Source organism: Streptomyces sp. NPDC043685 (assembly GCF_056436585.1).
In genome coordinates, this window is sequence record NZ_JBWKCH010000003.1 from 656,700 (window position 1) to 679,347 (window position 22,648).

Annotated in this window: 22 protein-coding genes; 8 read left to right on the forward strand and 14 right to left on the reverse strand. The window is 72.7% G+C overall.

Annotated elements, in window-relative coordinates:
• Positions 1-8: 8 nt before the first annotated feature.
• On the reverse strand, positions 9-995 hold the full coding sequence (locus tag AC0665_RS12155; RefSeq protein WP_478605752.1) for an LLM class flavin-dependent oxidoreductase: 987 nt from the start codon (positions 993-995) through the stop codon (positions 9-11).
• 135 nt (positions 996-1,130) lie between these two features.
• On the opposite strand from AC0665_RS12155, the gene AC0665_RS12160 reads away from it, so the two are divergent.
• Complete coding sequence (locus AC0665_RS12160) at positions 1,131-1,841, forward strand: nucleotidyltransferase domain-containing protein (protein ID WP_468632744.1); 711 nt, start codon at positions 1,131-1,133, stop codon at positions 1,839-1,841.
• Between the two features lie 36 nt (positions 1,842-1,877).
• Here AC0665_RS12160 and AC0665_RS12165 read toward each other — a convergent pair whose 3' ends face one another.
• Positions 1,878-3,473 carry a solute symporter family protein gene (locus tag AC0665_RS12165; protein WP_478605748.1) on the reverse strand — a complete coding sequence of 532 codons (1,596 nt, stop codon included), beginning with the start codon at positions 3,471-3,473 and terminating at the stop codon, positions 1,878-1,880.
• A complete protein-coding gene (locus AC0665_RS12170) occupies positions 3,467-3,868 on the reverse strand; it encodes a DUF485 domain-containing protein (RefSeq protein ID WP_478705038.1) in 402 nt (133 codons plus the stop codon). Before AC0665_RS12170 ends, AC0665_RS12165 begins: the two co-directional genes overlap by 7 nt.
• 410 nt (positions 3,869-4,278) lie before the next feature.
• Here AC0665_RS12170 and AC0665_RS12175 point away from each other — a divergent pair, with 410 nt between their 5' ends.
• On the forward strand, positions 4,279-4,773 hold the full coding sequence (locus AC0665_RS12175) for a phosphatase domain-containing protein (protein WP_478704934.1): 495 nt from the start codon (positions 4,279-4,281) through the stop codon (positions 4,771-4,773).
• Positions 4,774-4,834: 61 nt separating this feature from the next.
• Here the strand turns inward: AC0665_RS12175 and AC0665_RS12180 are convergent, their stop codons facing one another.
• The 5 genes from AC0665_RS12180 to egtA all read right to left on the reverse strand — a co-directional run bounded on the left by AC0665_RS12180 (position 4,835) and on the right by egtA (position 9,567).
• Positions 4,835-5,050, reverse strand: a complete 216-nt coding sequence (locus AC0665_RS12180) for a dodecin (protein ID WP_033307910.1) — start codon at positions 5,048-5,050, stop codon at positions 4,835-4,837.
• A gap of 128 nt (positions 5,051-5,178) precedes the next feature.
• Entirely contained in the window at positions 5,179-6,141 is a 963-nt protein-coding gene (gene egtD, locus AC0665_RS12185; RefSeq protein WP_468404346.1) for an L-histidine N(alpha)-methyltransferase, read from the reverse strand.
• A complete protein-coding gene (egtC, locus tag AC0665_RS12190) occupies positions 6,138-6,932 on the reverse strand; it encodes an ergothioneine biosynthesis protein EgtC (RefSeq protein ID WP_468404348.1) in 795 nt (264 codons plus the stop codon). Before egtC ends, egtD begins: the two co-directional genes overlap by 4 nt.
• On the reverse strand, positions 6,932-8,269 hold the full coding sequence (gene egtB / locus AC0665_RS12195) for an ergothioneine biosynthesis protein EgtB (protein WP_478605738.1): 1,338 nt from the start codon (positions 8,267-8,269) through the stop codon (positions 6,932-6,934). The genes egtC and egtB overlap by 1 nt, the downstream gene beginning before the upstream one ends.
• Positions 8,266-9,567, reverse strand: a complete 1,302-nt coding sequence (gene egtA / locus AC0665_RS12200; RefSeq protein WP_468632756.1) for an ergothioneine biosynthesis glutamate--cysteine ligase EgtA — start codon at positions 9,565-9,567, stop codon at positions 8,266-8,268. The genes egtB and egtA overlap by 4 nt, the downstream gene beginning before the upstream one ends.
• Before the next feature lie 291 nt (positions 9,568-9,858).
• On the opposite strand from egtA, the gene AC0665_RS12205 reads away from it, so the two are divergent.
• Positions 9,859-10,704, forward strand: coding sequence for a TIGR02452 family protein (locus tag AC0665_RS12205; RefSeq protein WP_478704935.1), 846 nt, complete (start codon positions 9,859-9,861; stop codon positions 10,702-10,704).
• Here AC0665_RS12205 and AC0665_RS12210 read toward each other — a convergent pair.
• From AC0665_RS12210 to AC0665_RS12225, 4 genes are all read right to left on the reverse strand, one after another.
• Entirely contained in the window at positions 10,667-11,113 is a 447-nt protein-coding gene (locus AC0665_RS12210) for a type II toxin-antitoxin system PemK/MazF family toxin (protein WP_363116612.1), read from the reverse strand. The genes AC0665_RS12205 and AC0665_RS12210 overlap by 38 nt on opposite strands.
• A gap of 107 nt (positions 11,114-11,220) precedes the next feature.
• Positions 11,221-12,690, reverse strand: a complete 1,470-nt coding sequence (locus AC0665_RS12215) for an SPFH domain-containing protein (protein ID WP_366049605.1) — start codon at positions 12,688-12,690, stop codon at positions 11,221-11,223.
• A 135-nt stretch (positions 12,691-12,825) separates the two neighbouring features.
• On the reverse strand, positions 12,826-13,044 hold the full coding sequence (locus tag AC0665_RS12220) for a hypothetical protein (RefSeq protein ID WP_362238327.1): 219 nt from the start codon (positions 13,042-13,044) through the stop codon (positions 12,826-12,828).
• A 19-nt stretch (positions 13,045-13,063) separates the two neighbouring features.
• Entirely contained in the window at positions 13,064-14,515 is a 1,452-nt protein-coding gene (locus AC0665_RS12225) for an amidase (RefSeq protein ID WP_478704936.1), read from the reverse strand.
• A gap of 239 nt (positions 14,516-14,754) precedes the next feature.
• Between AC0665_RS12225 and AC0665_RS12230 the strand changes: the two genes are divergently transcribed.
• Positions 14,755-16,143, forward strand: coding sequence for a glycoside hydrolase family 43 protein (locus tag AC0665_RS12230; RefSeq protein ID WP_478704937.1), 1,389 nt, complete (start codon positions 14,755-14,757; stop codon positions 16,141-16,143).
• 54 nt (positions 16,144-16,197) lie between these two features.
• On the opposite strand, the gene AC0665_RS12235 is transcribed toward AC0665_RS12230, so the two are convergent.
• Entirely contained in the window at positions 16,198-16,647 is a 450-nt protein-coding gene (locus AC0665_RS12235; protein ID WP_468404360.1) for a spore-associated protein, read from the reverse strand.
• Between the two features lie 344 nt (positions 16,648-16,991).
• Here AC0665_RS12235 and AC0665_RS12240 point away from each other — a divergent pair, with 344 nt between their 5' ends.
• The 3 genes from AC0665_RS12240 to AC0665_RS12250 all read left to right on the forward strand — a co-directional run bounded on the left by AC0665_RS12240 (position 16,992) and on the right by AC0665_RS12250 (position 20,560).
• Positions 16,992-17,927 (forward strand): SCO2400 family protein, encoded by a 936-nt coding sequence (locus tag AC0665_RS12240; RefSeq protein WP_478704938.1) that lies wholly within the window; start codon positions 16,992-16,994, stop codon positions 17,925-17,927.
• 279 nt (positions 17,928-18,206) lie between these two features.
• Complete coding sequence (locus tag AC0665_RS12245) at positions 18,207-19,007, forward strand: serine/threonine protein kinase (RefSeq protein ID WP_468404364.1); 801 nt, start codon at positions 18,207-18,209, stop codon at positions 19,005-19,007.
• Positions 19,004-20,560, forward strand: a complete 1,557-nt coding sequence (locus AC0665_RS12250; RefSeq protein WP_478605726.1) for a protein kinase domain-containing protein — start codon at positions 19,004-19,006, stop codon at positions 20,558-20,560. The genes AC0665_RS12245 and AC0665_RS12250 overlap by 4 nt, the downstream gene beginning before the upstream one ends.
• Positions 20,561-20,623: 63 nt before the next feature.
• Here the strand turns inward: AC0665_RS12250 and AC0665_RS12255 are convergent, their stop codons facing one another.
• Positions 20,624-21,826 carry a serine hydrolase gene (locus AC0665_RS12255; protein ID WP_478704939.1) on the reverse strand — a complete coding sequence of 401 codons (1,203 nt, stop codon included), beginning with the start codon at positions 21,824-21,826 and terminating at the stop codon, positions 20,624-20,626.
• 257 nt (positions 21,827-22,083) lie between these two features.
• Between AC0665_RS12255 and AC0665_RS12260 the strand changes: the two genes are divergently transcribed.
• Positions 22,084-22,533: a hypothetical protein gene (locus AC0665_RS12260; protein WP_478605721.1), complete on the forward strand. Its 450-nt coding sequence runs from the start codon at positions 22,084-22,086 to the stop codon at positions 22,531-22,533.
• The last annotated feature ends 115 nt before the right edge of the window (positions 22,534-22,648 follow it).

Here is a 22,648-nt window from a genome sequence, read left to right on the forward strand (position 1 = left end):
AGACGACTCTAACCGGAGGTGATCGCGGCCAGCCGACGGTAGGAGTCCAGCAGGGCTGCACGGTCGTACGTGCTGGTCGTGACGAGTACCTCCTGCGCGCCCGTCTCCTTCAGCACCGTCTCCAGCTCGTGCGCGACCTGCTCCTCGGTGCCGGCGATGTGCCCGGTCAGGCCGGACTCGTAGAAGCCGCGCTCCCTCTCCGTCATCGCGCGCTCCGCCACGCGCTCGGCGGGCGGCAGCGGCGGGAAGGTGCCGTGGGTGCGGGAGTACGCCATGGACCAGGCCTCGGGGATCAGCAGCCGCCGGGCCTCCTCGGGGGTGGCGGCCACGGCGATGGTGCCGGAGACGACGACGTAGGGCTCCGCAGCCCAGGGGGAGGGGCGGAACAGGTCCCGGTAGTGGTCGATCCCACGCCGCATCTTCTCCCGGTTCCCGAGATCCCCGATGACCATCGGCAGCCCTGCCCGCGCGGCGATGCCGGCGCCCTCGCCCATGGCCAGGACGAACGGCGGCACGCTCATGCCCTCGGCGGGCCGCGCGTGGACTCCCGTGGGGGAAGTGCCCCGGAACCAGCCGAGCAACTCCCCGAGCTGCGCCTCGAAGTCCTCGGCGTCGCCCTTGTCGCGGCCCAGGGCCCTGCGCACCCCGTCCGTGAAACCGACGGACCGGCCCAGGCCCATGTCGATCCGGCCGGGGAACAGCGACTCCAGCACCCCGAACTGCTCGGCCACCACCAGCGGACGGTGGTTGGGCAGCATCACCCCGCCGGTGCCGACCCGGATCGTGCGGGTCGCGCCCGCGACGGCGGCCGCCAGCACGGTCGGCGCGGAACCCGCCACCCCGGGCACGCCGTGGTGCTCCGAGACCCAGAACCGGTGGTATCCGAGCCGCTCCAGCTCCTGCGCCAGCCGCACGGTGTCGCGCAGCGCCTCGGGGTGGGTGTGCCCCTCGCGGGTGCGGGAGCGGTCGAGGACGGACAGGCGCACGGGTTCCATACGAGGTTCTACACCGGACGGGGCCGCCGGTATTCCGCCGTGGGCACGCCGCGGCCACCGCCGGAAAACCGGGTGACCGCGTCCCGGCACGTCAGGACAATGTTCCGGGTGTCCCGTAGCGAAAGGCGGCCGACCGTGACCGTCCCCAACGTCCTGCTCTCCGGCATCGTCGGATCGACCGCCTACGGCCTCGCCCGCCCCGGCTCGGACATCGACCGGCTCGGCCTCTTCGCCGCGCCGACCGAGGAACTGCACGGGCTGCGCCGGCCGAAGGAGTCCCATGTCAGCACCGCGCCGGACCGCACCCTGCACGAGGCCGCCAAGTGGTGCCGGCTGGCCCTGGGCGGCAATCCGACCGCGATGGAGCTGGTGTGGCTCCCCGACGACCTGTACGAGGTGCGCACCCCGCTCGGCGACGAGCTCATCGGCATCCGCACGGCGTTCCTGAGCGCCAGGCGGGTCAGGGACGCCTACCTCGGCTACGCCACCCAGCAGTTCCGGCGGCTGGAGGCCCGCGGCGACGGTGCGTTCTCCGCGGACACCCGGGGGCGCACCGCGAAGCACGCCCGGCACCTCAAGCGGCTGTGCGAGCAGGGGCTTCAGCTGTACACCACCGGGCGGTTGATGATCCGGGTCGAGAACCCGGAGGAGTACCACGCCTTCGGTGAGCGCGTCGCCGCCGACCCGTCGGCCGCGCTGCCCCTGCTCAGGCAGTACGAGGCCGCCTTCGACGAGGGCCCCACGGCGCTGCCGGACGAGCCCGTCGAGGCGCCCGTCGAGGCGTGGCTGCGCCGGGTCCGGGCGCACTTCTACGCCCAGGCGGAGCGCTCGGCCCTCAGCGCCTAGCGTTCCGCACACCTCCTCGACGGGCGGCAGGGAGGGTCAGTCGCCGGTGCCCACGAGCATCCGCACCTCGAACTCCTCATGGGCGGCGGCGTCCTCGCCCGGGTCCTTGTCCAGCACCGTGCCGAGCCAGCCCAGCAGGAAGCCCACGGGGATGGAGACGATGCCGGGGTTCTGGAGCGGGAACCAGGCGAAGTCGGCCTCGGGGTAGAACGACCCCCGGGCCGAGGAGACGACGGGGGAGAACACGGTCAGCAGGACCGAGCAGAGCAGTCCGCCGTAGAGGCTGAGCAGGGCTCCCTTCGCCGAGAAGCGCCGCCAGAACAGGGTGTAGACGATCGTCGGCAGGATCGCGGACGCCGCGATGGCGAAGGCCAGGAAGGCGAGCGTGGCGGTGTTCGCCCCCCGGGCGACGAGGGCCAGCAGGATGCCCAGGACGCCGATGACCGCCCCGGACAGCCGGGCCACGGTCAGCTCCTCGGTCTCGCTCGCCCTGCCCTCGCGGATCACCTCGCTGTACAGGTCGTGCGCGAGGGAGGAGGCCGCGGCCAGGGTGAGACCGACCGCCACGGCCAGCAGCGTCAGATACGCCAGACAGGTCAGCAGCGCCGTGAGGAGGCTGCCGCCCAGCTCGTGGGCGAGCAGCAGCACCGAGGCGTTGCCGGTGCGGTCCGTGCTCTCGATGGTGTCCCGGCCGAGCAGCGCGGTGGCGCCGAGGCCCATGATGCCGGCCCCGAAGCAGACCGCGCCCACCAGGCCGACGGCCCACAGCACCGACGAGCGCAGGACACCGCTGTCGCGCGGGGTGAGCAGCCGCATCAGCACGTGCGGGAGGGCGGCGAGGCCGAGGACGATGGCCAGTTCGAGGCTGAGGAAGTCCAGCTTGTTGCTGACGGTGCCGCCGTAGCGCAGCCCGGGTTCGAGGAAGCCCAGGCCCGAGCCGCTGCGCTCGGCGGCCCGCTCCAGCAGCAGGTCGGGGTTCCAGTCGAAGTGGTGCAGCACCCAGCCCGCGGTGAACAGCACGCCCGCCACCAGCATGACGGCCTTGATGATCTGGATGACCGTCGCGCCGGGCATGCCGCCGAGCGAGGCGTACAGGATCACGAAGACGCCGATCACGACCACGCACAGGGTGCGGGTGGTGCCGCTCGGCACACCGGTGAACTGGGTCAACAGGGCAACGCTGCCCACGAGTTGGGCGACCAGGTAGAGCGTGGCGATGGCCAGGACGCAGACCGCCAGCGCCACCCGGACCGGCCGCTGCCGCCGTGGCAGGCGCAGGGCCACGGTGTCTCCGAGGGTGAATCTGCCCGTGCGGTGCAGGGGTTCGGCGATCAGCAGCAGCACCGTCATCCAGGCGACGGTGGTGCCGCCGAGGTACATCAGTCCGTCGTAGCCGGTGAGGGCCACGAGGCCGGTGCTGCCGAGCAGGGTGGCGGCGGAAAGGTAGTCGCCGCACATGGCCAGGCCGTTGCGCAGCGGGGACATGGCGCGGTTGCCCAGGTAGAACTCGCTGATCTCGTCTCGCTGCGGAGCCGTCAGCAGGGCCGTGAACAGGGTGATCACGACCACGGTGAGAAACAGGACGAACGTCAGCCGCAGGCTGCTGTCGTCGATGGCGGCGGCGGTCACCACGTGCGGAACCCCCTCGTTCCGGGCGGGAGCGGCCGCCCGGTGCGCTGCGGGACTCCCGCCGACCGGGCCCGGCGGCTCTCGGTCTCGTGCAGCCGGGACCTCAGGCCGCGGGCGAGCGGATCGACCCGGGCGCGCATGTACCGGGTGTAGCACCACGCCGTCACGCCCATGACGACGAACTGCCCCAGACCGAGGGCGAGTCCGACGGTGAGGCGGCCGGACAACGGCTGGTTCATCACCCCGGGCACAAAACTCGACAGCACCACATACAGCAGGAATCCACCGACGGACACGATCGTCGCCCGGAGGCCGAATCGACGCTGCGCACGGCGCAGAGAGTGAAATTCGGGATGGTCGGATATGCGAGCCGGCGGAGTTTGTTCGACGTGCGGCAGCGGGAATGTCGGAGTGTCATCCCGCCGCGGGAGGAATTCGGGCACAGGCGCACCTTCTTCGCTGCATCGTGCCCCGCACTCGACCCTGCCGGGTCGGTGGACGCGTCCGGTTTTCGGGCAGGGTGAACAGACGCCGGACGCGCGGTGGGGTGCGGGCTCTGTGGGGGGTTCGTGAATCCGGGAAACTCCCTGTCCGGATTCACGTGGACGGCCTCGGGGTGCGGTGTGAGTCCCCGAACGGCCCCGGCCACGGTGGTGGCGAGGCTGGAAGCGGAGTATGGCAGTGCTGTGCTTGAGTCATCAACTGGAAAGGCGAATTACCCACCGTCCATGGCGCGTTCACGCCCCCGGTGACAAGTACGGACCAATTCCCGGCCCCGTCCGTCCCGAATGCGCTTAGGCTGGGCGGCGTGAGTGACGACCGCAGCAGGGCCCCGCTGGCCGTGTTCGACCTGGACAACACCCTCGCCGACACCGCGCACCGGCAGACGTTCCTGGAACGCAGGCCGAAGGACTGGGACGGCTTCTTCTCCGCTGCGCCGCAGGACCGGCCGATCCCGGAGGGCATCGCGCTGGTCGAGGAGCACGCGCGCGCGTGCGAGATCGTCTACCTCACCGGGCGGCCCGAGCGCTGCCGTCGGGACACGCTGTACTGGCTCGCCGCCCAGGGACTGCCCGAGGGACCCGTGTACATGCGCGGGGACGCCGACCGGCGGCCCGCCCGGTTCACCAAGCTGGCCGTGCTGCGGCGGCTGGCCCGCACCCGCGAGATCCGCGTCCTGGTGGACGACGACGAACTGGTCTGCGCGGACGCCCGGCGCGCGGGTTTCACCGTCGTGCGGGCCGACTGGGTGACCCGGTCCGCGCAGATGAGGGCGGCGCAGGAGCGGGAAGGGCGGACCTGAGACCGTCACCGCCCCCGCCGGAGCGTAAGCGGTGACGGTCGGAGGGCCCGCCCGCGGCCGTCTACTCCGACTCGTCGAGGCGGAAGCCCACCTTCAGGCCCACCTGCCAGTGCGCGATCTGCCCGTCCTCGAGCTGACCGCGCACCTGCGTCACCTCGAACCAGTCCAGGTTGCGCAGCGTCTGCGAGGCCCGGTCGATGCCGTTGCGGATGGCCTGGTCGACGCCGTCCGGTGAGGTGCCGACGATCTCCGTGACCCGGTAGGTGTGGTTCGACATGCCGCTGCTCCTGTTCCCATGACGTTCCTGTGCCGGGAGTGTCACGCGTCATTCCACCTTGCCCCAAAGGGCGGCGAAGCGCGAGACGTCGACTCCCGCCGTCACCGCCGCCCCCGGGTTCCCCGGTGTCAGCGCGCCACGCTCAGCGACAGCGCGAACCGGCCCGCGCCGTCCGTCCACCAGTGGGCCAGCTCCAGCCCCGCCGCGGACAGTTCACCGCGTACGCCCTCCTGCCGGAACTTGGCCGACACCTCCGTCCGCATCTCCTCGCCCGCGGCGAAGTCGACGGCGAGGTCCAGCGCCGGCACCTTGACGGTCTGCGCCGTGCGGGAACGCAGCCGCATCTCGATCCATTCGTGCCCGGCGTCCCACAGCGCCACATGGTCGAACGCGGCGGGTTCGAAGTCGGCTCCCAGCTCCCGGTTGATCACGGTCAGGACGTTCTTGTTGAACGCGGCCGTCACCCCGGCCCCGTCGTCGTACGCCCGGACCAGCACCTCCTCGTCCTTGACCAGGTCCGTGCCCAGCAGCAGGGCGTCGCCCGGGGCGAGCAGGGCGCGTACGGACGCCAGGAACGCGGCGCGTTCGGCGGGCAGCAGATTGCCGACGGTGCCGCCGAGGAACGCCACCAGCCGGGGGCCCGGCGTGTCCGGCAGGGTCAGCTCCGCGGTGAAGTCGGCGATCAGCGCGTGCACGTCGAGCCCCGGCCGCTCGGCGGCGAGCGCCTGCCCGGCCTGGGTGAGGGCGCTCTCGCTGACGTCGACCGGGACGTAGGTGCGCAGCTCGGTGAGGGCGTCGAGCAGGTGCCTGGTCTTCTCCGAGGAGCCGGAGCCGAGCTCGATCAGGGTGCGCGCCCGGGTGGCCGCCGCGATGTCGCCGGAGTGCGCGAGGAGGATCTCCCGCTCGGCGCGCGTCGGGTAGTACTCGGGCAGTTCGGTGATCTTCTCGAACAGGTCGCTGCCGTGCGCGTCGTAGAACCACTTCGGCGGCAGCGTCTTGGGGCGGCCGGTCAGGCCCCGGTGGACATCGGCGCGCAGCGCGGCGTCCGTGGCGTCCTCGGGCAGGGTGCGGGTGAGGTGGAACGGGCTCACGTACGGGACTCCTTCGGCGAGGGGGAGGGCATGGCGTCGTCGGCCGGGTCCTTCAGCGGCGTGAGCAGCACGTCCGTGCGGCTCGCCACGAGCAGGGTCCGGTCGGGGACCTCCCGCCAGTGCGGATCGTCGTCGTAGGGTTCGGAGGCCACGACGGTGCCGCCGCCGGGCCGGGTGAGGTACCACAGGGCGTCGCCCCAGGCGGTCGCCGTGATGGTCTCGCCGTTGGTGAGCAGGAGGTTGAGCCGGGAGCCGGGGGCTGCGGCGGCGACCTCCAGGACGGTGTCGGCCATCGCCTGGCTCTCCTCGTCGCCGCTCCGCAGCCGCGCCAGCACCAGGGCCCACACGAGGGCCGAGTCGTTGCGGGCCTCCAGCGACAGCAGGTCCTCGTGCGGCAGCGTCCGGGACACGGCCGCCAGCGAGCCCGGCCAGCCCCTGACCGCGCCGTTGTGGCTGAACAGCCAGGTCCCCGCGGCGAACGGGGCCGCGGCGGCCTCCGCGTCCGCGCCCGACAGGGTCGCGTCCCGCACCGCGCCCAGCAGCGCGGTGGACCGTACGACCCGGGCGAGATCGGCGAACGACAGGTCCGCCCAGATCGGGCCCGCCCGGCGGTAGCGGGCCGGCACCGGATCGCCCTGCGCGTACCAGCCCACCCCGAAACCGTCCGCGTTGACCGTCCCGTACCGCTGGTGCCGGGGCGCCCACGACTGCCGGTACAGCGCGTGCGGCGGCTCCACGAGGAGCCGGCCCAGCCGCTCCTCGGGCCCCACGTACGCCACATGACGGCACATCAGACGTCCTCCGACCGGGCCGTGCGGAATCCGGAGAAGATCTGCCGGCGGATCGGATAGTCCCAGTTGCGGAAGGTGCCCCGGCAGGCCACCGCGTCCACGGCGAACGAACCACCGCGCAGGACCTTGTACTCGGGTCCGAAGAAGACCTCCGAGTACTCCTTGTACGGGAACGCCTTGAACCCCGGATACGGCAGGAAGTCGCTCGCCGTCCACTCCCACACGTCGCCGATCAACTGGCGCACGCCGAGCGGCGACTCACCGGCCGGATAGCTCCCGGCGGGTGCCGGACGCAGGTGCCGCTGGCCGAGGTTGGCGTGCTCGGGCCCCGGGTCGGCGTCGCCCCACGGGTAGCGCGTCGAGCGGTCACCGGCCGGGTCGTGCCGGGCCGCCTTCTCCCACTCGGCCTCGGTGGGCAGCCGGCGTCCCGCCCAGCGGGCGTAGGCGTCGGCCTCGTACCAGCACACGTGCAGCACCGGTTCGTCGGGCGGGACGACCTCGGTGACGCCGAAACGGCGCCTGAGGAACTGCTTGCCGTCCCGCCGCCAGAACAGCGGGGCGTCGATGCCGTGCTTTTTGATGTGCGCCCAGCCCTCGGGCGCCCACCAGCGCGGGTTGCCGTAGCCGCCGTCCTCGATGAAGGCCTGGTAGGCGCCGTTCGTCACCGGGGTGGTGTCGATGCGGAAGGGCGCCACCTCACGCCGGTGCGCGGGGCGTTCGTTGTCCAGGGCCCACGGCTCGTCGGAGGTGCCCATCGTGAACGGGCCGCCCGGGACCAGGACTTCGGACGGACCGGTGAACAGCGGCACCGGATCCGGGTCGGGCGCGGTCAGGGCCTGCGGGCCGGTGCGCAGCTGATGGGTGATCAGCATCGTCTCGTCGTGCTGCTGTTCGTGCTGCGCGATCATCCCGAAGACGAACCCGGCCTCCGTCAGCCGCGTCCCGTGGAACGCGTGCCGCTCCAGCACGTCCAGTGCCCGTCCGCGCACGTCGGCCGCGTACGCGCGGGCCTCGGCCGGCGACAGCAGGGGCAGCTTCGGCCGTTCCGCGCGCGGATGCTCGAAGGCGTCGTAGAGGCCGTCGATCTCCGGGCGTATCGCCTCGTGCCCGGCGACGGCCCGCAGCAGCCACTGCTCCTCCTGGTTGCCGATGTGCGCCAGGTCCCACACCAGCGGCGACATCAGCGGCGAGTGCTGCGCGGTCAGGTCGGGGTCCTCGACGCAGCCCGTCAGCAGGGTGGTGCGCTCACGGGCCACGACGAGGGAGGCGACCGCCCGCGCGCGGAGCGTCTCGGGGTCGACGGCGCCGGCGTCGACGGCGGGCTCGGTGTCGGTCATCGGCGGAAGTCCTTCCCGTGGGCGCGACCGTCCGTGCCGCGCTGTCGATCGAGCAGGTCGTCGGCGGGGCAGCGGCCCAGGACGACATAGCGGTCCAGATAGGCCGTGACGGCCTCGACGACCTCCGGTGCGGCGCCGAGCCGGGGCAGGGCGTCGAGCGCGGTCGTGAAGCAGGTGACGGCCACCTCGCGCAGTTCCGTGTCGGCCAGGCCGCTGCGGGCCGCGTCCAGCCACAGCGGATTGTGCGGTGCGGGCTGCCCCAGCGTCCGCTCGGCCAGCGGCTTCACGGCCCGGTAGGCGGTCTCGGTGGCCTCCGGGTCGTCGAACAGGGCCGCCGTCACGGCGAGCGGCACGATCCAGCCGTCGTCGCCGGGCTGCGCGTCGATCATGCGCAGTTCGAGATGGCCGCGCGGCCTGACCGGCGGGAACAGCGTCGTGACGTGGTAGTCGAGGTCCTCCCGGGTGGGCGGCCGGGGGGCGCCCGTGCGGATCCAGTCCCGGAAGGTGAGGCCCTCGGGGACGTCCCAGGGCCCGCCGTCCCGCCGTACGCACATCACGGGGGAGTCCAGCACGTGCCGGGCCCAGGCGCCGCGCGGGTCGGTGTCCAGCCGCGGTCCGCCCGCCCGGCCGGCGCCGATCCGGGTCCACGCCAGCTGCCGGGTGGACAGCCAGCCGGTCGGCCGGTGCCCGGCGAGCGGGGAGTTGGCGAACGCGGCGACCAGGACCGCGCCCAGCTGGTGGGCCAGCCACCAGCGCCGCACCAGGCCCTGCGGCCCGGGCTCCTCGTGGCCGGCGTCCAGGCACACCTGCACGGAGGCGGAGGCGCACATCATGGCGCGGCCGGCGGGGCCCGTGCGGTCCAGGCACTTTTCCATGGCGTCGTAGCGCGGTTCGCGAAGGAACCGGCGCGGTTCGTGCCAGGGATCGTGGCCGATGCCGACGAGGGCGAGGTCGTCGCGGCGCAGGACCGCGCGGACGGCGTCGAGGTCGGCGGAGACGGTGTCGATGACTTCCGTCAGTGAGGCGGCGGGGGGCGAGCTCAGCTCCAGCTGGCCGCCGGGTTCCACGGTGAGCGCCGACCTCAGGGGCAGCGGCCGCAGTGCCGCGTAGGCCGCTTCGAGTCGTTCGGTCGTGACGGGGAGCCGCGGTTCGCGCAGCTCGTGGACGAGCCATTCCACCTCGACACCGAGGCGGCGCGGCGGGCCGGTCTTGAAGCAGATGCCGCGGACGAGTGCCTCGACCTCGGCTTCGGACAATGAGGTGCGTGGCCGGGTACAGCCACCTACCGAATCGGACATGTCGGGATCCTCCTGAGATTCCACCATGCCACCGGTCCGGGCTCTTCGGCGGCCCGGGCCGGGATCACCCGTCCCACCCAAGACGCTCACGCCGCTCGGCACAAGGGGGCGAAGCGGGGCGTTCCCGGGCCGTCACCCGGCCCGCCCCGGAGTTTCCAGGCACTTTCCCGGGCGTTCTCCCGTGGCGAAAACCCGGTTGCACCCGGGACGCGGCATCGCCCACGATGCCTGCGTGAGCACGACAAGACCGGCCGCGCGGCGCGCGGTCACGGCGCGGACGGGGGTGGCGCCGTGAGCGCGCGCCTGCGCGGTATCGCGCAGCAGACCGAGCAGATCGTCGCGGCCGGGGCCTACCGGGCTCCGGACGGCCGGGAGGTCGCCATCGCCGCGGAACTGCGGGCGGCGCGCGAGGGAACCCGCCTGTACGGTCCTGAACCGGTGCCGGTGCCCGCCGATCGGGTGACCGGGGCGGGGAAGACGCTGGTCGAGGTCACGGGCGAGAGCAGCCTGGAGGCGGCCCGCCGGCTCGGCGGTCACGTGGCCGTGCTCAACTTCGCCTCCGCCCGCAATCCCGGCGGCGGCTACCTGAACGGCGCCCAGGCCCAGGAGGAAGCCCTGTGCCGGGCCTCCGCGCTGTACACCTGCCTCCTGCGGGCCCGGGCCTTCTACGACCACCACCGGGCCCACCGCGACCCGTTCTACACGGACCGTGTCATCCACTCACCGGCCGTGCCCGTCTTCCGTGACGACCGGGGCGCGCTGCTGGCCGAGCCGTACACCGCCGGTTTCCTGACCTCGCCGGCACCCAACGCGGGCGTGGTGCTGCGCACGGCGCCCGAGCGGGCCGCCGAACTGCCGCGAGCCCTCGCGTCCCGGGCCGAACGCGTCCTGGAGACCGCCGCGGCCCACGGCTACCGCGCGCTCGTCCTGGGCGCCTGGGGCTGCGGGGTGTTCCGCAACGACCCCGCGCAGGTGGCGGAGGCCTTCCGGGCACTGCTCGCGCCCGGCGGCCGCTTCGCAAAGGCCTTCGAGCACGTGGTGTTCGGCATCCTGGACCGGACGCGGGACCGTGCGGTGCTGGGGGCCTTCGAGGAGGCGTTCAGCTCCAGCCGTAGCGTTCCTGAAGGCGGCGCCTGACCCGGTTGAACCGCATGCGGTCCAGGGCGCAGGCCTCCCGGCGCATGCCGTCCTCGTGCAGGCGCAGCACCCGCTCCACGGAGACCCACGAGAACCGGCCCGACCGGTCCCACGGCCCGCTGCCGATCCCCACCCACTCCCGGTCGTCGTCGTGCTGCTTGCTGGACAGCTGCACGGCCAGGAAGGTGCCGCCGGCCTCGCGGGCGACCACCAGCACCGGGCGGTCCTTGCCCCGCCCGTCGTTCTCCTCGTAGGGCACCCACGTCCAGACGATCTCCCCCGGGTCGGGGTCGCCGTCGTGCGCGGGGGAGTACTCCGTCCGCACCGGGCCCACCTCGCGGGGGTCGGCCTGGACGGTGGCGGAGGGGCCGTGACGGCCGGGGACGTTGTCATCGGTAGGCGTGCTCACGGGGGCACCCTAGAGGCTGCCTCTGTGCGCACGCCGCCCGGGTCACTTTCCGTCCGACGGCATCTTCCGGGTCCGCCCGTCACGGGGAAGGGGTGGAGCCGCCCGGGTCACCTGTCGTCCAGCGGCACCTTCTGCGTCTGCCCGTTGAGGGACGAGGCCCCCTGCGGTGCCTGCCCCTTGTGATCCATCGACGCCAGCAGCTGACGGGCCAGGCCCAGCCCCGTGCCGCCCATGGTCAGGGCCTTGGCGAACAGGTCCGCCATGCCGTCGGCGCCGTTGAGCAGCACCATGTTGTCGACATTGCCGAAGGCGGACGCGCCGGCCTTCACGATCTCCGGCCAGTTCTCGGCGAGTTGCTGGGCGACGACGGCCTCCTGGTTCTCGGCCAGGGCGGCGGCACGGGCCTTGATGGCCTCCGCCTCCGCGAGGCCCTTGGCCCTGGCCGCCTCGGCCTCGGCCAGGCCCCGGGCCTGTGCCGCCGCGGCCTCGGCCTCACCCGTGGCGCGGGTCGCCTGCGCGGCCGCCTCGCCCCGGGCCTTGGTGGCCTCGGCCTCGGCGCCCGCGGCCGTCTTGACCCGGGTCGCCTCGGCCGCCGCCGCCAGTTCCGTCTCCTTCGCCTGCGCCTGGGCCGAGGAGATCCGGGCGTCGCGGTCGGCCTCGGCCAGGGTGCGCGTCTCGTAGGCCGCCGCGTCGGCGGGTTTGCGCACATCCGCCTGGAGTTGCTGCTCGCGCCGGTGCGCCTCCAGCTCCGCCACCCGCGTCTCCTGGACGACGACCTCCTGCCGGGCGCCGGCTTCGGCGAGCGGTCCGGCCTGCCGGGCCTTCGCGGCCGCCTTGTCGCGCTCGGCCTGATAGCCGGCCTGGAGGATTTCGCTGTCCCGGGTGGCCTCGGCCATCCGCGCGAACGACTGCTGCTCGGCCTCGGTGGCCAGCCGGTTGGCCTCCGCCTGAGCGATCCGCGCGTCGCGCTGCACGGCCGCCGCGTGCGGCATGGCGAGGTTCTGGATGTAGCCGGTCGGGTCCTCGATCTCGTGGATCTGCAGCGAGTCCACGATCAGGCCCAGCTTCTCCATCTCGGTGCCGCACGCGGCCCGCGTCTGACCGGTGAGCTTCTCCCGGTCCCGGATCATGTCCTCGACCGTCAACCCGCCCACGATGGACCGCAGATGACCGGCGAAGACGTTGTGCACCCGCTCCGACATCAGCTTCTGCTGGTCGAGGAAGCGGCGGGCCGCGTTCGCGATCGACACGAAGTCGTCGCCCACCTTGAAGATGACCACGCCCCGCACCTTCAGCGGGATGCCCTGGTGGGTCACGCAGTCCACCTGGAGTTCGGTCTCGTTCAGGTCGAGCGAGAGCTTGCGCACCGCCTGCACGCCGGGCATCACCAGCGTCCCGCGTCCGGTGACGATGCGGAACCCCATGCCCTCCTCGATGCCCTCCGTACGGTGCTTGGACCCCGAGATGATCAGTGCCTCGTTGGGTTCGGCGACCCGCCACATGAGCTTGAACAGACCGATCAGCGCGAGGACGGCGGCAACCGCCACCCCCGCCACGACGCCGACGACCATCGGCATGCGCCCCCCTTTGCCTGGTGCCCTCTCGGCACCGAACGAAGGGGAGTGTGCTCCTGCCCGGAGCCCGGGTACAGACACCGGGGCATCCTTGGCACAAGCTTGACGCGTACGGCTCTCACCTGCGTCGCAGAGGGCTCAACTGTCGTACGCGGGCGTGACGTAGACGGTTCTCGGCGGCAGGTACTCGACCACCATCACCACCGTGCCCGTCTCGATCCGGTCCGCCGCCGAAGCCGGGTGGGCGAGGAAGTGCTCGGCACCGCCGCGCACCCGGACGATCACCTCGCCGACCAGCCCGGGCCCGATCGTTCCGGTGACCCGCCCCATGAGCCCGACCATCGACGCGTCCGCCATGCGAACAGCCTACGGTCGCTCAAGCAGCGGCGGAACGTGCCGTGACCGGCGGCGACGGCCACATGTCGGCCCAGCGCAGCTCCGCCTCCAATTGCGCGGCCACCTGCACCAGGAGCGGCTCGCTGTTCGCCGGGCCCAGCAACTGCGCGCCGACCGGCAGCCCGTCCGGCGTGAAACCGGCGGGCACGTTGACGCCGGGCCAGCCCAGCACGTTCCACGGCCAGGCGTAGGGGCAGGCGGCGATCATCGCCCGGTCGGTGGCGAAGCCGCTCAGTTCGAGCAGGGCCCCGATCCGGGGCGGGGGAGCGGCGGTGGTGGGCGCGAGGACGACGTCGTAGGAGGTGAAGAACCCGCCGATACGCCGGTGCAGCACGCTCTCCGCGCGCCGGGCCGCCCGCAGCGGGGCTCCGCCGAGCAGCCGTCCCAGCCGGGCCGCGCCCAGGGTGCGCCGGTCCAGCAACGCCGGGAAGGGCGCCTCGACCACGCGCTCGGCGATCCCGGCCGTGGCGCGCGGCACGAAGGTCAGCCCGATCTGCCCGTACGGCGGGTCCGCCTCCTCGACGAAGTGCCCCAACGCGGCGAGCCGCTCCGCCAGTTCGACCACCCGGGTGCGCACCTCGGGCAGGAGCCGGGCGGGCACCGCCGTGAACGGGGGCTTGAGGGAGAGCGCGATGCGCAGCCGTCCGGGGTCGCGGCCGACGGCCCCGGACACGTCGACGGGCGGGGGCCGGTGCGGGTCCTGCGGGTGGTTGCCGCTCGCCGCGTCCAGCAGCAGCGCCGCGTCGGCCACGCTGCGGGCCAGGGTGCCGTTGACGGTGATGCCCTGGAAGGACTCACCGCGCGGCCAGGTCGAGACCCGGCCGCGCTGCGGCTTGATGCCGACCAGATGCGTCCAGGCGGCCGGGATGCGCACCGATCCGGCGCCGTCCGAGCCGAGTGCGGCCGGCACCAGCCCGGCGGCGACCGCGGCGGCCGAGCCGCCCGAGGAACCGCCCGGGGTGTGGTCCGTGCTCCACGGGTTGCGGGTGGCGCCGAAGGCGGGTCCCTCGGTGAAGGGCCACTGCCCGAATTCGCAGGTGTTGGTCTTGCCGATGATCACGGCACCGGCCGCGCGCAGCCGCCGCACCGCCTCACCGTCCTCGGCGACCTGCGGGAACTCCCCGCAGCAGCCGAACGCGGTGGGCTCACCGGCCACGTCCATGTCGTCCTTCACTGCCACCGGGACGCCGAGCAGCGGCCGGTGCGCGCGGTGCTGGGCCGTATCCCCGTCCGCGGCCGCGGCCAGCTCACGGTCGGCGGCGTCGGCCTCGGCGAGCGCGGCCTCGCCACGGACGACACGGAAGGCGTTGAGACCGGACTGCGTCGCTTCGATCCGCGCCAGCGTCCGCTCGACCAGCGCCCGCGACGTCACCTCCCCGGCGGCCAGCGCACGGGCGGTCTCCGCCAGGCCTTCGCAACGGTCGAGCGTCATCGGACACCTCCGGAAGCGGCTTGTCTACCGAACGGTAACGTCCGGTGGCCGGTGGGGGAACGCCGACGACAGGAGTGGAAGTTCACCCATGGGCCACTTCCTCCTCACTGGGCACATCGGCACCTGTTCAAACCATTGACGCACCTCCGCGCCGCCCTTACCTTCTGAGCCCCACTTCTGATCGAGTTGCCGAACCGTGTTCGGGATATCGAACCTCGGTGTTCCAGGGAGAGTCGCCCGTGATCCCACGCCCCGCCGCCCCGTCCCGCCGCACGCTGCTGCGTGCCCTGGTCGCCGTGCCCGCCTCGGCGGTCCTGCTCGGCGAAACCCCCGGGCTGCTCGGCAGTGCCCTGGCCGCCGCACCCCCCAACGGCTCGGCCACCCGCTACACCATCGTGCCGTTCCTCGACAGCGACGACGGCACCGTCAACGTCTACCAGTCCGACGACGGCACCGACTTCCGGCTGGTGCGCTCCTCGGCGTACACCCCGCCCGCGAACCGGATCCGCGACGCCAGCGTCATCAGACACACCGACGGCTTCTACTACCTCATCTACACCACGCACACCTGGCAGGACCCCAGCACGACCATCGGCTTCGCCCGCAGCTCCGACCGCGTCAACTGGACGTTCCTGTACGACTACACCGTCCCCGTCGCGGGCCTGTCCCGCGCCTGGGCGCCCGAGTGGTTCGTCGACAGTGACGGCAGCGTGCACATCATCGTCTCCTGCTCCACCGTGAACGACGAGTGGATCTTCACGCCGTATCTGCTCAGGGCCACCAACTCGGCGCTGACGGCGTGGAGTTCACCCGTAGCCCTGGCCGGCATCGGCGCCAACCACATCGACACGTTCATCGTGAAGATCGGCTCCACCTACCACGCCTTCCCGAAGAACGAGACGACGAAGTACATCGAGTACGCCACCGCCTCGAACCTCGCCGGCCCGTACACGATCCGCCGGACGGGTGACTGGGCGGGCTGGGGCAGCTACCGCGAGGGACCGGCGCTGATGCAGCTCGACAACGGCGGCTGGCGGATGTTCTTCGACGGTTACGGTGACGGGAACTACTACTACAGCGACAGCTACGACACCTTCGCCACCTGGTCGGCCCCCGCCGCGCTGCCCGCGATCTCCGGCACCGCACGGCACTTCACGGTCGTCAAGGAGACCGTCACGGGCGGTCCGAGTCTGGCGCGCAACGTCACGCGCTCCTTCCGCTCGGCCAACTACTCGACCCGCTACTGGGAGCAGCAGTCCTCGCTGCTCAATCTGCCCGTGGTGAGCGCCTCCAGCAGCGCCGCCGACAAGCAGGCCGCCACCTTCACGGTCGTCGCCGGTCTCGCCGACGGCAGTGGCCTCTCCTTGCGCGACGCGGCCGGGAACTACCTGCGCCACTGGGACTTCCGCGCCCGCTTCGACCCGAACGACGGCACGAGCACCTTCGCCAAGGACGCCACGTTCCTCCTGCGAGCCGGCGCCTCCTCGGGTTCGGTCCGCTTCGAGTCGTACAACTACCCGGGGTACTACCTGCGCCACTACGCCTATCAGCTCCGCGTGGAGCGCTCCGACGGAACGGATCTGTTCCGGCAGGACAGCTCGTTCGTGCCGGTGACGGCCTGGGCGTAACGACGGCATGCAAAGCCGGGCCCCACGGTCACCGTGGGGCCCGGCCGGAGGGGGTCAGCGGGTGAAGGTGACCCGGTGCTCCTTCAGAGAGCCGCAGTTGGAGCCGTACACCTGCACGTACGTGTTGGCGATGCTGCCGCCCCAGTCCACGCAGTGGCCCTTGCCGTAGGCGTACGTCGGTCCGGCGTACGACGTGAAGACGCCCTCGTCGTAGTCGCTTTCCTCGGTGTCCGGGACGGAGACCCAGGCGGACATGCCCACGGCCGTGCCCGGGTTGTTGCGGATGGTCGTCACACAGTTCTTGCCGTTGGAGGCGTTGTAGGTCAGGTAGACGGTCCCCAACGAGCCGACGGTCGCCGAGTTGACCGTCTTGTAGCCGCTGCCGCAGACCTTCTGCGGGGTGGTGTTGGGCGCGGCCGAGGCCGGCGACGCCAGGGCGGTCATCGTTCCCACGGACAGTGCCGCCACGGCGGACGCGGCCAGGACGGAACGGGTGAATCGCATATTTCCCCCTTGCAACTCTTCGAGGTGGTTGCTCCTGCATGGTGTGACCCGCGGCCTGCCCAAAGGGTTGTGCGTCGGTTCGCAGGAAAATCAGGGCAGTTGGGGAAGGCGTGTGCCGGGGGCGCGGTCCTGGCGGTGGGTGCCCGAGCTTCCCCGGATGCCGCGCGTTCTACTCATGGGCCGCCGAAGGCACACGCGAGATCCAGAGGATCTGTGCAGGGGTGTCACACAGGCTGCACACGGCCCTTTCAAAGTCTCGTTAGCGTTACGGCTCGATCCCACGTGCGAACGTGACCAGGCGCGGCCGGCGAGCCGCCGGAACAGCCAGATCGGGAAAACCACACATGGACTACTGCTCCTCGTGCCGTCGGCACCTCAACGGCGCCCTGGTCTGCCCGGGGTGCGGCGCCTACGCCCCGGACATCGACCCCTCCGCCTTCAGCCGCCCGGCCTCCGCCCCCGCGCCCGTTCTGGCCTCCGCGGAGCCGGCCTGGGAGTACCCGGCCACCGAGAGCGGACACGACGGGACCGGATGGGACGAGATTCCGCCGCCGCGGGAGGCCCCCGCCGCCGGTTCCGGCCTTCCGGAGCAGGACGGCCCGGTGGAGACCGGCACCACCGAGGGCTATGAGGCCCGCCCGGAGGGGCGGGCGGCCCGGCGCCGTCAGATGGCCCGCTGGAAGAAGAACCAGCGCCGGGCCGTGGTCGCGACGGCGGTCGCGCTCGTCGGAGGCGGCCTGACCGTCGCCGCGATGAACGGCAACGCCAAGCCCGGCGTGCAGGCGGCCGCGACGCCCGAGGACACCACCATGGGCGGCGCCGCGGGAGAGGCGCCCACCTACACCGAGCCGACGTCGAGCCGGCACGACTCCCCGCGCGCCGCGCAGCACACCGACCGCGCCTCGCGCCACCAGCAGTCCCGGGCCGCCGACCCCCGCACCACCCCGACGGACCCCCACACGGACGCGGCCGCCGCGCCCCGCGAACTGCGGCTGACGACCTCGCCGCAGCGCAGGACCGTCCCGAACACCGTCGACACCGTCACCGGCAACGCCGGTTCGGCCGTCTCGTCCGGCACGTCAGGTGCGACCGGCCCGTCCGGCTCATCGGGTTCGACGGCCACCGAGCCGACGGCAGCACCGGCCGCCGGAACCGGTTCGGACGCCCGGCAGCCGACGGCCCCCTCGACAGCCCCGCCCGCGGCGGCCGAACCGCCCGCGGCCTCCACCTCCGACTCCGGGTCGAAGGAACTCTGCCTGCTCGTCATCTGCCTCGGCTGACCGGATGCGGCCATCGGCGACCGGTGGCCGCGCACAACCGCCCTCCCTGCCCGAATCCTCCCCCGTCCCGGGCGATCGCCCGCCCGGACCGCCGGCACTCTGTGAACAGTGGAACCACGACGCCACGTTCGGCGTGACAGAGATTGCCGGCGTCGGCGCCGTCGCGAGCGGGCGCGGACCACGCCTGAAAACCGCCCGCTGAGCGGCCCCGCCGGGCGCGGGGGCCGACCGTACAATCCTCGCGACCAAATCGGGGGCGACATCAGCGGGGGAGTCCGCGTGGAAACGATCATCGTGCAATTGCCCGGTACCGACCAGTGGGGCGCGGAGGGAACGGGCAGTCCCGAACTGATCCACCTGGGGCCGGGGGACATCGCCGACTTCGGGCGCGGCGGATCGGGGGTCCGCATCGTCTTGACCGACCCGGGGATCTCCCGCCGGGCCGGGCAACTGGAAGCGGCCGGGGACTACTGGCGGCTGTCCAACTTCAGCCGCAGCGTCTCGTACGTCGTGGAGAACCTGGAAGGGGCCGGCGAGTACCTGACCGTCGCGCCGGGGCGGCTCGGGGCGCCCGTGCCCTTCGAGTTCTCCCGCGTGGTGCTGCCCGCCCTGTCCGGCACCGCCGCGTTCAAGGTCTTCGCACCCCAGCACGCCTATCTCGGCGAGCAGTCCGTGCCGGGCGGCGGCGAACAGACCGTGCACCCCTTCGCCCTGGACCCGACGTCGAAGTACTTCCTCGTCCTGGTGGCCCTGTGCGAACCCCGGCTGCGCGACCCCTCCGACTCCGCTCTGCCCGGCGTCGGACAGATCGTGGAGCGGCTGCGGCCGCTGGCGTCCTGCCGCGATCTGACCCGCTCCGCGGTCAACTACCACATCGACTACCTGGCCTTCACCAAACTGCGCCTCGACCTCGGCGAGGACACCGCGGCCACGGCCGACGGCGGCCGCACCGGCGCCAAACGCACCCGGCTCGCCTCCGTCGCCCTGCGCTTCGGCCTGGTCCGCGAGGAGCACCTCGCACTGCTGCCGCCCCGCGCCACCGCCGGCCGCCTCACGGACCCGCAGGAGGCAGGCGCGTGACCACGCCCGAGGAACGGGACGACGAGCTGGAGACGCCCCGCCCGCCCCGGCTCCCGCAGGGGTTCCGCATCGAGGGCTGGGAACTGGGCCCGGTCATCGGCTCCGGCGGCTGGGGGACCGTCTACGAGGCCCGTGCCGTCGCCGACGGCACGCCCGTGGCCGTGAAGGTGCTGCCGACCGGCTCCCTGGGCCCCGGGCAGCGTGCCGCGCTCGGCGAACTCGTGGCCCGCGAGGTCCGGTTCAGCGCGGAGGCCGACCACCCCCACCTCGTCCGCACCCACGCCGTGTGCACCGTCGAGGCCCCCCGGCTGCCCACCCTGGACGGCGCGATCGCACTGGTCATGGACCGGGCCGAGGCCAGCCTGAAGGACGTGCTGGACGCCGCGGACACCGGCGGGCCGATCGCCGACGCCGACCGCGTGCTGCGCGGCGTCGCCGCCGGGCTCGCCCACATGCACGACGCCGGCTGGGTGCACGGCGACCTCAAACCCGCCAACGTCCTGCTGGGCCCCGACGGCCAGGTCTGGCTGGCCGACTTCGGCCTCACCGCCGAACTGGACGGCACCCACGCCCACTTGCCGCCCCTGGGCACCCTCGACCACCTGCCGCCCGAGTGGTGGTCCCAGCGCACCGGGACCCAGGGCGCCGTCGTCCGGCCCACGGCCGACATCTGGGCCTTCGGCGTCCTCGCCCACCAGGTGCTCACCGGCGGCCTGCACCCCTTCCCGGGTGCGACGGCCCGGGCCCGCTCGCTCGCCGCCCAGACCTACGCCCGCGGCACCGCGCCCCTGCGGCTCGACGCCGGGCTGGACGAGGATTTGCGCCGGCTGATCGCCGACTGCCTGGCCCCCGACCACGCCGGCCGCCTCCCGCACACGGCCGCCAGTGTCGCCGCCCGCGTGGAGGCCGTCACCGGCGGGCCCCACCGCCGCCGAAGACGGACGGCGCCCGCGGTCGCGGCCGGGCTGATCGTCCTCACCGCCGCCGCGGTCGCCGGGGCCGCCCTGCTCGGGGGAGGCGGAGGAGGCGGCCAGGACGATGAGCGCGGCGGCGCGACCCCCACCGTCACCGGCACCCCCGGCCGGCCGACCGGTGAGATCCCCGAGGACTCCGACGTACCGGAGGCGCTGCGCCCCGTCATCGCCCGCGCGGCCCACCGCTGCTCCGACGAGGAGATCACCCCCGCCCTGCTCGCCGCGCTGATCAAGGCCGAGAGCAACTTCGACCCGAAGGCCTCCCGCCCGGCGAGCGAGGAGTACGGCATCGCCATGTGGACGCCGTCGGTGTTCCGCGCCTGGGCGGTGGACGGGGACGGCGACGGGGACAAGGACCACATGTCGCCGCCGGACGCGATCTCCACCATGAGCCTGTACGTGTGCTGGCTCGACCAGCGGTTCAAGCAGGCCGGCCTGCCGAAGAAGGACCTGCCCGCGCTGGTCGCCGCCGGCTACCGCACCAGTGACCGCACGGTCATCGAGGAACGCGGTGTGCCGCAGCGGGTCCGGCCGCACGTGGACAAGGTGATGCGCTACCTCGCCGAGTACCAGAGCTGAGCCGCACGCACGCGAGCGGTGGGCGGGGCCGACGCCCCGCCCACCGCTCGTCCCCCGCTCCCGTCACGGCCGCGGCGAGCCGCACTCCGGGACGTTCGGCAGCCGGTTGTCCGGCGAGCTGATGTAGATGCTGGAGATGTAACCCCCGTACTGCGGCAGGTACGCCCACCAGTCGTTGGTGTACGGCGGCACGCTGACCTCCTCGCCCCGGATCTGGCAGCTCACGAGGACCTCGACGCCGGCCGGGAGCCGGGTCATACGCTCGTCGCCGGTGCTCGGGCCCCTGCGGACGCTCACCAACTCGCCCCAGGTGCCGAACCAGGTCCCGGCGGGCCGCTTCGCCCCCGGCACGTTCAGGGAGCGGGTCAGGACGCCCAGGTCGGTGTACGCCTTGCCGTACGACGTGCCGTCCTGGTGCAGTGTCAGCACGGCCACGATCGAGCGGTCGTCGGGGCCCACCGTTCCGGTGGTGTGCAGCGCGGGGCGGGTGAGGTTCACGCCCGCCGCGGCACGGGGTGCTACGCCTGAAGGGGCGGGAGCGGCCGGCTCCGCCCGTGATGCCGAGGAGGCCGTATCGGGCCCGCACGTGCCCTCGGCGAACTTCCCGGACCAGCCCTGCTTCACCGCCCAGGGCCGGTCGAACGCCCCCGCGACACCGAAGTGCTGGTCGAAGTGGTCGGTGGCCGAACAGCGCGTGGAGCGGCGCAGGTTGTCCATGATGAAGTCCCGGACGGGCGCGGGTGCCTTCTCCAGGATGTACCGGTAGATCGACACGGTGTCCCGGGCGGAGAGGGCGGTGTAGCCCCAGAAGCCCTCGTAGCCGGCGGGAGGTGCAGCCGTGTCGCGCAGACCGACCGCGGACCGCTCGGTCATCCGCTTGATGATCGCAGGGCCGCCGTACGTCGACCAGTAGTGATTCGCGGCGTTGTCGTCGCTGCCGCGCAGCATCGGCTCCAGCCGGGCGCGGTCCGCCGCGGGAATGGTGTAGTCCGGCCCGCGGTCCCACAGGAAGTCCAGGACCAGCAGAAGCTTCACGATCGAAGCGGACCGGAACTGCGCGCTCGCGTTGACCTGTTCGGTGAACGTGCCGGCCTCACGGTCGAAGACGGCCACTCCGGCGGTGACACCGGGCGGGATCTGCGCTTGGGAGATCTGGACGGTTCCGGCGGGTTTCCCCGTCCGGGGTTGTGCCGCCGCACCGCTCGTGAGTGACGCGACCGTGACGACGGCCGCGAGCGCGGCCGCGCCGCGCAGGAGCATGCGCATGGTTGCCCTTCCTGTATCGCCCGGGTGGTCCCGCGGGGCCTCGGCCCGCGGCGCCACGATAGGAGCCCGGACGCGGCGAGCGGTCCTGACGAATGTCAGGGCCCGGCCGAGCAGGGAACGGACTGCGGCTTCGAACCCTGACGAATGTCAGGTGTCGGCGGTGTGGTGGCGCCCCGTACGGTCACGACCAGCGAGCGACGGCCGGGGCCGGCCGTCGCGCCCGACCGCATCACCCGCCGACACACGAAAGAGGGCTCATGAGCCGCCGATCACTCAGGACACTGCTGGCCGCGGGGGGCGCCGCCGCGGTGATGGCGCTCCTTCCGACCACCGCCCAGGCCCAGTCGTACTCGGGCGGCAACTACGGGCTGTACGGGCAGGAGGGGCAGTACCCCACCACCTCCTTCTGCACCGGTTCCTTCCGGCAGATCGGAGCCACCAAGTACGCCGAGGGCATGGCGCTGAAGTACTTCTACTCCGACAAGTGCGGCTCGTTCGCCCGGATCGAGAACTCCCGGCCCGGCTGCGAAGCCGTGCTGCAGCGCTCCGACAGCGGCGTCGGCCGCACCGACGGCTGGGTCTCGGAGACCGTCGACTCCGGCATCAACTACGCGTACACGAAGATGGGCAACAACCTCAACGGCCGCGTCTCGCGCGCCCTGCTCGCGTGCGACGGCCACGACCTGGTGTACACCGGCTGGTACTGAGCCCCACGACTCGCCACACGGGGCGGCCGGTTCTCCGGCCGCCCCCTCGGCGTCCGCACGGCCGCCCCTTCGGCGTCCGCGGAACACGGCCGAAAACCGCTCGACGGCGTCCGCC